Annotated in this window: 4 protein-coding genes; 3 read left to right on the top strand and 1 reads right to left on the bottom strand. The window is 56.1% G+C overall.

The genetic code is table 11. The annotated features are described in order from the left end of the window. Positions 1–568: 568 nt before the first annotated feature. Positions 569–4,159 (bottom strand): carboxypeptidase-like regulatory domain-containing protein, encoded by a 3,591-nt coding sequence (locus AC5S26_RS25335; RefSeq protein ID WP_494187745.1) that lies wholly within the window; start codon positions 4,157–4,159, stop codon positions 569–571. Between the two features lie 383 nt (positions 4,160–4,542). Here AC5S26_RS25335 and AC5S26_RS25330 point away from each other — a divergent pair, with 383 nt between their 5' ends. From AC5S26_RS25330 to AC5S26_RS25320, 3 genes are all read left to right on the top strand, one after another. Beyond that, complete coding sequence (locus AC5S26_RS25330; protein WP_494187744.1) at positions 4,543–4,692, top strand: hypothetical protein; 150 nt, start codon at positions 4,543–4,545, stop codon at positions 4,690–4,692. A 323-nt stretch (positions 4,693–5,015) separates the two neighbouring features. Continuing rightward, positions 5,016–6,647, top strand: a complete 1,632-nt coding sequence (locus AC5S26_RS25325) for a glycoside hydrolase family 28 protein (protein WP_494187743.1) — start codon at positions 5,016–5,018, stop codon at positions 6,645–6,647. Between the two features lie 114 nt (positions 6,648–6,761). Then, positions 6,762–9,125, top strand: coding sequence for a glycosyl hydrolase family 95 catalytic domain-containing protein (locus tag AC5S26_RS25320; protein ID WP_494187742.1), 2,364 nt, complete (start codon positions 6,762–6,764; stop codon positions 9,123–9,125). Positions 9,126–9,132 lie beyond the last annotated feature (7 nt).

Raw genomic sequence — 9,132 nt, 5'->3', positions numbered from 1 at the left:
ATGTTTAAGCGTATGGACAATGCTGATATCAGCCTTGATACCAAGGCAGGTCAAACGTACGTGACCACTGCAATTCCTTGATCGACGCGGGGATTTTCAAAGGCCGCTTTGCTGTCGCACGACACCGACAGATTGGTCCAAAAACTGGTCCGTCCTAAGTGTCGGGCCAGAAGTTTTGTTAGGGTATTGCAGCGATCTCTGAGTTCAGAAGGGTGCAGCTCTTGATAAGCGAGGAAACAGGCATGAAGTTCACCCTCTGGATGCTGTCCAATGGCAATGTGCCTTTTCACCCGCATGCAAGATCTGCTCCAGATGAATAGATGAATTAGGTGCGGCAACAGTCAGGAACAAAGTGACCCCGACCTTTCCAAGATCCGCAAATCACACTTGTTTCGTAATCTATAGCCAAAAGAAAAGGATCAAGCTGCAAAATAATGGCCCTACGAGACATATTCCGGGAATCAATGCATCATGACAGCCGGGTGGCATCCCACTTCCACCCAGCTGTCCGCACTCATAACACCATTAGTCCTTCTGCGAGAAAAATATAGAAAACGGTTGATACAAATCAGAAAGTTATCTTAGCGGCCATCTGCAACTGTCGTGGAGTGCTCGTAATGCTATTCACAAAACCAGCGCTCGATGTGCCGATGGTCGTTCCCGGGGCCCCCAGAATCTGTGCGTTATAAATATTGAAAGCTTCCGCCCGTAGTTCGAGCTGAATCTGGTCGTGTAAGGGAGTGACCTTGATCAGAGAGAAGTCCAGATTGTTATACGCTGAGCTGCTGAGAACCCCACGCCCCATATTGCCGAACGAGTTTGTGGGAATGGCGAAGGCCGTCGGATTGAAGACACAGTAGCCCTGAGAGGCCGACCTCTCTCCAAAAGCGACGGAGCCGCAGCCTCCGGAGTGAGGATCGCCCACTATGTTCGGCCTGCTGTAGCCGGAGACCGATCCGTTGTTACCTGAGATATGGGCAGGATCGCCTCCAACTGTCAGGTTGTAGGGCTGCCCTGATCGGATCTGGAAGACGTAGTTCATGCGGACTCCCCCAAAGATATAGGAAGAAACACCGTGGTTCAGCCAGCGCTGGCCGTGACCGAATGGAAGACTATAGTTTGTACTCCAGCTGAAGTAGTTGGGAATGTTGTAGGCGCAAACGCCGTATGCATTGCTGGGATTGAAGTAGTTCTGGACGACCGAGCCACCGCCGGTCCCGTTCTCAGCATTGAAAAGACCGGAGCTGTTGTCCATGCATTTCGACCACGTATACGAGGCGATAGTAGAAAACGATTGCGAGAAGCGCTTCTGGAATTGCACCAGGAGAGCGTTGTAGTTCGCATATCCGGTGGAAGAAGAGTAGTTCCATGAAGGCGACGCCCACGGCATGAGCTTGAGTGCGTCGATGGCAGAGGCGGGTGTCGTATCGGTCGACGCCACAGGAGCCGCGTTCACGCGCCCCGTGAAGTTGAGTCGGTCGGTCTTCGATCCGGCATAGCCGACCGAGAAGATCGTCGACGGAGTGAGCTGCTGCTGAAGTTGCAGGTTGTACTGCTGCGAACGTGCGTCATTATAGTTCGGCGCGTTGACATAGGACGCCGCCAGCCAGGGAGAAGACGCCACAATCGGATTCGGAGAGTTGCCCGCCAGAGAAGTGATCGGGACGAGAGGATTTGACGACGCGCCGGGCCAGATATTATTCATTTGGACATTGGTCGTCTGATTCGTAATGCCCTTGGTATAAGGCCAGACAGCGCCCTCGATGTTGTTCTGTGCATATTGGCTGCGGCCGGAGATCGTGTCATACATCATGCCGTATCCTCCGCGCAGGACCGAGTTCGGACGGAACTGCCACGCAAAACCGATGCGGGGTCCGACGTTGTCCGTCAGACTCTGCATCGCCTCCTTGGTATTGCCACGAAAGACGATGTGGTCGCCGAAAGGCACACTGGCAAGTCCGCCAGGAATGCATGGATTGACGAAGGCGCCCGTGGTCGCACATGCAGGCACGTTGGAGGCGCCGATCAGATACTGCTGATGAAAGAAGTCGATCTGATTGGCGAGTCTTTGATTGTCGATAATCACCGGCGTTCCGTAGTCGTAACGGATTCCAATATTGGCGGTGAAGGTTGGAGTGATTTTCCACTCGTCCTGAATGTAGCCGGAGATGGTGGCCAGATGGAAGGCGACGGCGCCATACTGTGGAGTCTCGGCGCTGAAGCTTGCAGGGAAACCAAGCAGGGAGCTGGCAGCAGAGTTACCGGTGTTCGCTGCGTTTTTGTTGCTCGTAATCGAATCCGAAAATCCGAAGAGCTGCTGCAGGTTGGACTGGAAGCGGCTCTGGTACACATAGGAAGCTCCGCCCTTGATGTTGTGCTTACCCTTCAGCCAGCTGATGTCCACGCCACCGCTGATGACAGGATTCCGACGAAGGGACGTTCCCTGGTTTCCTGCCGAAGAGGTCGTGTACGGAGCGGCGAGGCTCGTCACCATACCTCCATAGGTATCAAGGTTGGAAAACCCCGCAGAGGTCGCAGAGGCGAGCCCGTCGGGAGCCGCACTCTGGCTGAAGACATAAGGCTTCAACATGACGCCGCCGCGAGCATCGAGGATAAGGCGGTCCGTAAAGGCGTGAGTAAAACCTCCGCCGATGTTGTAGACGTGATAGCTGCTGACGGCTGACTCAACGGTTGCGGTGACCGGCTGCGTGTCATTGACCCACATCTGGCTGATGCGGAAGAAGCCGAAATCGCGGTCGCTGAAGTGATGATCGAGGCGGAGCTGCCAACTGTTGTTATTGTCGATCTGCGGTCGCTGCTCAATAAAGTTGAAGCTGTTGCCCGGCCCGCTGGTCGAATTCGGCCGCTGATAGTAAGCGTTCATGTACTTCTGCATCTGGGAGCTGATCACTCCGGAGGGCAGCTTGTTGCACGGCGTACCCGCAGGCTGCGTGCCATTGGACGAAAGCGGAAGAGCATTTCCCGCTGTGTCGCAACGGAACGGCTGCACCGTGCAGGAGCTACCGACGCACTGCGTGGAGAACGGATTATAGATCTGTTGCTTGTAGAAGCTCTGTGAGAAATCACCGCCTAACTCAGCGTCCGTTGGAACAAGCGCGGTGTTGAGCGTGGGCTTGCTGTAACGCCATCCCTCGTAGGCGGCGAAGAAGAAGGTCTTGTCCTTGAAGATGGGGCCGCCGACGGCTGCGCCAAACTCATTCTGCGTGTAATGGCCGGGTGCGGCAGGGGTGTTCGGCGAAGAACCCGCACCACAACGCGCGGGAGTGCAGAAATCGGTGAACGGGTTGCGAGCGTCGAAGATGTTGTTCCGGACAAACTCCCACGCCGATCCGTGAAACTCCTTCGTGCCGGAGCGGCTCGCCATGTTGACGACACCGCCAAGGACGCCACCGTACTCCGCCTTGTCGTTGTGCGATTGCACCTTGAACTCGTCCGTCGCATCGATGATGGGAAGGAAGCCGTAGATGGAGGTTCGGAAATCGGTGTTGTTGATTCCGTCAAGCAGATACATGGTGGAGCGGTTCTGCTGTCCGAAGATCGAAGGCTTGTAGAACGCCGTTCCGGGAATACCGGTAACGCCGGAATCGGTGGTGCTGACCCCGGAACCCTGGGCGGTCGAGACGGGAGTAACACCCGGCGTGAGAATCAAAAGCTGGGTGAAGTTTCTACCGTTCAAGGGCAACTGTTGCACTTCCTTGGTCTCGATTACCGTGCCAAGCTCTGAGCTGGAACGCTGAGTGAGATTTCCTGCAAGCGAGGAGGAGACCTGCACCGTCTCGCTGGTGGCACCCGTCTGGAGGACCTGGTTCTGTGTGACCGACTGATTCACATCCACCGGAAAGGCCGGAGACTGATTGGTCTTGAAGCCCGTCATCGTGACCTTCAGGCTATAGGTTCCCGGCTGCACATTCAGCAGGGTGAAGGCACCCGCTTCGTTGCTCTCGGTGTGACGAATCACGCCGGTGTCGGTCCCGATCAGGTCGATCCCAGCGCCCGGAACGACGGCGCCGGTAGGATCCGTTACGGTTCCATTGACCGATCCTGAGGAGCTTTGGGCGCGAGCGCTGCTTGCGACAAACAGAAGAACAAGCGCGAAACTGATGCCGATCCTTCGTATTACCTGGTAGATGTTTTTCATTGAGATCACCTCAAAATCGATGCAATTTGGCCGTCCGAAATAGCTTTCTGCGGCGGTGTTATGTCTGAACAAAACAGCCTCTCAACCGTGAAAGGCTAATTTGAGAAGGGTTAGGGCTGCTCTCGGAAATGGGCCTTCTATCACTGCCCTCAGCATCAGCCTTGAGAGACAATGATGGGCTACGCGCCGCGACGGCAATGACGATCTCGCCGTTCTGCAGCTGAACCTTCAGAGATTGCGGAGCGCTCTTCGTTGCTGTCACAGCCTTGAGGTTTCGTGAAATCCAGCCAGCCGGGATCGAATGACGCAACGTGCAAGCGTCGGTGGAGTAAAACAATGCGGTCGAAGCAAAGCGGCCACGCAATCCAGGTTTCGGAGACGACTTGAACTCCGTTTACGACGGCGGAGTACTTGCCAGACCCGAGCGATACATCGATCTTGGCACCTTCCAGAAGAAGGGTCCGCCGATTCAGGTTCAGATCAGCGTGTTTAATGGTTCCATTTCGCAATTAGAAATCTACTTCCATCCTTAAAACTTACCGGCCAACATCCTACTTCTAAAACATGACAATCGTCCACCGAAACCGGAAGAAATTAGATGACTTCTCATTCACGTCCTCGCAGATGGCGTCCTGACCACGAGGCTTCCAAAGACGCGAAAATCTTTGCCTCTTCGGATTGAAGACAGAAGCCGTCCCTTGGTCCGCCGCGGCTTTACGCTTGACTCGGTCGGTAGGCAGCGTTCACTTCGTTTTCATCATACAAAATATATTTTTATACTTGACACTATCGCTTCGGCAAACGTAAAAATGATCGGACTTGCAATAACTGATCCACTCGGAGCAAAGATCGCGACTTGTCATCAAAAAGCCCTATCCCTTCTTCCCTCCGTCGTGACTTCATTCGCAAGATGACGACTGCCGGCTTCGCCACGGCGGCACTCGCGGCCAGTGATTCGCGAGCTTTCGCCCAAACCCCACAAGGCGCTGTCACCTCTCGCTCGCACACGTTTCTGGTGACTGACTTCGGCGCGGTCGGCGACGGTAAGACCCTCTCAACCACGGGGCTTCAGCGAGCTATCGACGCCTGCGGTCGTGCTGGCGGCGGTTGTGTGATCGTGCCACCCGGAACCTTTCTTACCGGGCCGCTCTTCCTGCGCAGCAATCTAACTCTCGACCTGCTCGGAGGCGCCGTCCTTCTCGGCCACACCAACTTCGATGACTACCCCACCATCCAGGGCCGATGGGAGGGCAACGATCGTACCGTCTTCGCCTCGCTGATTACAGGTGAGGATCTGGAGAATGTCACCATCACCGGCCGCGGCGCGCTGAACGGACAGGGCCAGCCCTGGCGTGATGCCCAACGCCAGACGAACCAGACGCGAAAGGCCGCTGGTCTGCACGAGCGTGAGCCTGAAAACCCCCCGGGTTCCAAGCTGAAGTGGCCGCGCCCGCGCATGATCAATCTTTATCGATCGAAGAACATCCTGATCTCCGGAATCTCCGTGCTCGATTCGCCGTCCTGGAATATCCATCCGGTTCTCTGCGAGAACATCACCATCGATGGCATCACTATCATCAGCCCAAAGGATTCGCTCAACACTGACGGTATCGATCCAGAGTCCTGCAAGCAGGTGCGCATTGCCAACTGTTACATCAGCACCGGCGACGACTGTATCATCCTCAAGTCAGGCTATAAGTACATCGAGGGCAAGACACTCGTTCCGACCCAAGACGTTACCATTACCAACTGTGTCTTTGGCTTTGGACAATGTGGCGTAGGAATCGGAAGTGAGACCGCCGGCGGCGTTCGCGATGTGACCATCAGCAACTGCGTTTGCGATGGAACCCGCAGAGGTCTCTACTTCAAGACAGGCCGCGGCCGCGGGGCGTCGGTCGAGAACATTCGTGTCAACAACTACGTTATGCGTAACCTGGTCGACACCGCGCTGTGGGTGTCGATGTGGTATGTCAATGGAGACCGCGATAAGGCCGAGCCGATAGGCCCAGCCACGCCCGCGATGCGCAACATCCACTGTAGTGACATGATCGTCTCCGGGACGAAGCGGGCGGCGCTCATCGAAGGTCTTCCGGAGCGGCCGATCGAGGGTCTGCAGATCGATAATTTCCATGTGGAAGGGGCGACCACTGGCATCTCCTGCATGCATGTGGATGGTATGGTGCTCAATCGGGCAACCATCAACGTTGCATCTGGAGTGGCCGCGAACTTCCACGGGGTGCACGACCTCGAGGTTCTCCACTTCCGCACCGATGGCCCAAGCGCTACCGACCCGGCGCTGCGCATGAACGACGTAAAGGAAGTATTGCTCTCGTCTTCTCGCGGCACGGCCGCGCGACCCGTGTTTCTTGAACTGTCTGGGGCCACCAGTGCGGATGTGCAACTTTCTCTGAACCGCATGGCTCAGGGCGTCAAAGAAGTTGTTCTTACCGGTGGCGTTGGAGCAGACGCGGTGCGCAGACTCACCTAAATTCATGCACCACTTGGATGAAAAGCGACGGCGAACCCGGCCAGAACAACATCAACGTTTCGTACCGACATGCCTCACGGAAGTGGGTGTAGTTCAGCTTGGTCAGGATTTCTCATGAAATTCAGGTACATGTGCACTTCCTCCCTTATGCTCGCCGCGTGCTTGGTTACAGCAGCACCTGCTAACGCGCAGACTGACCGCGACTGGGCCACACTGAAGACCATTCTCGAGCAGATCCACGGCATCGCGACGGAGCCGCCAAAGAACCTTGTAACACCGAAATACACTTCCGGCGCACTGTTGGGCAATGGTGATATCGGCGTCGTGGCCGGCGACCTCACCGTCGATTCGCAGCGCTTCTACTTCGGCAAGAGCGATTTTTGGGGTAGCCACTGGAACACCAGGCACAACGCGCCGGAGGTATCCATCCTCTCTCTCGGTACGCTCTCTGTCGCATCCGCGGCAGGCGCCCACGGAGACCCGGCGGCGTATCGCGTCGATCAAGACATCCTCAATGCGCAGGTTCTTACCACGCTCAAGCTCGGGTCCAGCACTGTGTCTATGCGCTCGTGGACGTCCGACACGTCAAATGTCTTCGTCACTCAGATATCTGTTCCGAGCGGAACATCTGACGTGCCGCTGCAGATAGTACTTGCCACGCCGACTCCTTTGCCGAATGCACACATGATTTTTCCGGCGGAGAGCGGTGCAATGGATAGTGTGCTCTGGGTCAGCCGAGAGAACGACCTCAGTGGTCTGAAGGATTACAAAGCGCGTGTTGGCATTGCGACTGGCATTGTGGGCACTTCCTTCTCTGGCGTGACTTCTGCTCCAAATGGTGAGGCGGCGAAGTTCACGGTGAAGGCGGGCCAAACTGTCTGGCTCCTCACGGCTTTTGAGAGCGATGCCAGGATCGGCCCCGACGGACCTGCCGCACAGGTGCTGGCAAAGACAGCAGTCGCGGATGTGAAGAAGATCGATACGCCCCAGATCGCCCGACTTGAGACCCAGCATCGCGAATGGTGGAAACAGTTCTGGCTCCAGTCCTATGTCGAACTGCACGACAAAGTCTTGGAAGACTATTATTACGGAGCACAATATGTTCTCGGCTCGGCATCTCGTCCTGGTCATCTTCCGCCATCGCTTTGGGCGAACTGGCTAACGACAGACAACGCCGGCTGGGGTGGTCGTTATTTCATGAACTATAACGAGGAAGCGCCCTTCTATGGAGTCTCCTCAAGCAACCGGCCGGAGATTGCAGAACCATACAACCGTATGGTGCTTGCGCAGATTCCCACGCAGACTAACCGCACCGCGCTCGCGGGTTATCAGGGGATGGCGTTCCAACGCACCTTCTCGCCGTTTACCCAGTATCAGCCCGTTCCCCCACCGGCTCACGTCGCTGCGATAAAGGACTACAAAAAGCTTCCATCCGATCAGAAGTCGAACGCGACGTTTAGTCTGCTCCCCGTCATCGACTATTGGGAATACACGCAGGACCTCAACTTCCTCCGCACACAGCTGTATCCCGCCATGAAGGCCCTAGATGGGTTCTGGCGTGATTTCACCATTCGCGATCCAGCAACTGAGCACCTCCACTTTGAACATAGTTCGGCGCACGAGGGCGGCGATGACATCGATCCCAATCTCGATATCGGGTTCGCTCGCCGGGTCGCCGGGGAACTCATCGAGACGAGCAAAATACTCGGTGTCGATAGCGAACTTCGCCCAGTGTGGCAAAAGTTTCTCGATGACCTCGCGCCCTATCCGTCCGGCGAGGTGAACGGAAAACCCGTCTATTACATCGCTGCAAGCATCAAGAACACGATCAAGAATCAGGGCCTTTTCGAACCTGGAGATCAGCCCATCAACCTCGAGGGGATCGTCTACCCCGGTGAAAATCTGGCCATTGGCGGCGATCCGCAGCAACTTCAGATCGCTCGCAATTCCATGGAAGAGATGAATTCCTGGGGTGTCACGAAGGGGGGCAACACGAATAACGGATTCTGTAAGATCTTCCCTGTGGCGGCACGCATTGGGTGGCCTGCGGACGACCTGATTGCGAAGTTCAAGGCCGCGATCCAGCACCAGTGGAGACCGAGCAATCTTACCGTCTTCCAGGGCGGCGGGGGCATTGAGACCTCGGGATCCATCGAGGCTATCAACTCCATGCTGCTGCAACACGAGGCGAACGTTCTGCGGCTCTTTCCTGACTGGCCGACCGCTATGGATGCAGCCTTCACGCGGCTTCGGGCAAAGGGTGCTTACCTTGTTTCGAGTGAGCAGGCCGCAGGAAAGGTGACTTTCGTCGACATCGTCAGCGAAAAGGGTGGAGTTCTCGTCATTCAAAGTCCTTGGGGTGCACGTGCGGTCGCTGTGTCGTCGTCCGGGAAAGTGCCAGCTCTGCATGCCAACAAGTCAGGCAGGCTCACCCTAACGACCCTAGCGGGTGGCTCATACCACCTCTCACCAGAATGAGATAGAT

The sequence above is a fragment of the Edaphobacter sp. FHG110511_03 genome (assembly GCF_059115365.1).
Note: the sequence above shows the minus strand (reverse complement) of the source record. Positions and strands in the feature narration are given on the sequence as shown.

Bases quoted from the DNA above. Each gene is read 5' to 3' on its own strand.
- AC5S26_RS25320 (WP_494187742.1), top strand. From the start codon at position 6,762: ATGAAATTCAGGTACATGTGCACTTCCTCCCTTATGCTCGCCGCGTGC.
- AC5S26_RS25335 (WP_494187745.1), bottom strand. From the start codon at position 4,159: ATGAAAAACATCTACCAGGTAATACGAAGGATCGGCATCAGTTTCGCG.